The sequence below is a fragment of the Kocuria sp. ZOR0020 genome, from assembly GCF_000800955.1.
In the GTDB taxonomy this organism is placed as follows: domain Bacteria; phylum Actinomycetota; class Actinomycetes; order Actinomycetales; family Micrococcaceae; genus Kocuria; species Kocuria subflava.
Genome location: NZ_JROX01000369.1, coordinates 1 through 861, shown reverse-complemented (window position 1 = coordinate 861; position 861 = coordinate 1). Strand labels below are relative to the sequence as shown.

Annotated in this window: 2 protein-coding genes; both read right to left on the bottom strand. The window is 29.8% G+C overall.

All coding sequences use genetic code 11. The features are described 5' to 3' along the window. Positions 1 to 349: hypothetical protein (locus L979_RS15465; RefSeq protein ID WP_197052174.1), on the bottom strand; the 349-nt coding region annotated here is incomplete at its 3' end. Between the two features lie 10 nt (positions 350 to 359). After that, positions 360 to 722, bottom strand: a complete 363-nt coding sequence (locus tag L979_RS15460; RefSeq protein WP_081994565.1) for an HNH endonuclease signature motif containing protein — start codon at positions 720 to 722, stop codon at positions 360 to 362. Positions 723 to 861 lie beyond the last annotated feature (139 nt).

Genomic DNA, 861 nt, shown 5'->3' with positions numbered 1-861 from the left:
AAATCATCCAGTTAAGCACGCGCGTAGCCATTAAACTTGACTTACCAGAGCCACGACCTAAATTAAGGAAAATTTCATTAATTAGGTTTACCTGAACACCTTTTTCGTCAATCATATCATAGCCGAGCATTAACTCGTACCAATATTTTTGCGTAGGGTGTAACTTAATTTTCATCAAATTTCCAGTAGTAAGGTAAAAGTTATCTTCTATCCACTCGATAGCTTGAGTAACTCTATCATAACGATAAATATATTTCTCATGAATTCTGATTTGCTTTTTAATAGTTTTACGCATATATTTATTTAGTTCTATGCCATGTTCTTTATTATAAGCCAACATTTGATTCATGTAATACATTTTATACCTCAAATTCTACATTTAATATACCTTTTTTTATTCTATTCTTAACAGTAGTTCTACTTAGTCCCATTTTTCGAGCCAATTCATTTATGCTATTAAATTTTAACCCTTTATAAACAAGTTTTTTACAACCGTGTAATTCTCCATTAAAATTGTTTTTTAAATGGTCAGTTCCAACACGTTCAAACATTCTTCTTGTATTTTCGGCTTGTGTTACATACTCAAGATTAGACAAACTATTGTTTTCTTTATTTCCGTCTTTGTGGTCAACGGTTAAGCCACTTTTACCTCTGAACGCTTCCATTATAACTCTATGTAGCCAAGTGTTTTTTATTACAAATATAAATTTTATAATAACCATTCTTTTGTAAAGTTGGCTTCATCATTTTATTTTGAGAAAGGCTGTAAATATTACCGTCTTCATAAACTATATATTTATCTTTATAAGTTACACTTTTCATTCAAACCCCTCTGGAACTTTAATTTCTGGCGTTTTATAT

Excerpts from the sequence above, each read along its gene's own strand:
- L979_RS15460 (WP_081994565.1), bottom strand. The coding sequence starts at position 722 with ATGGTTATTATAAAATTTATATTTGTAATAAAAAACACTTGGCTACAT.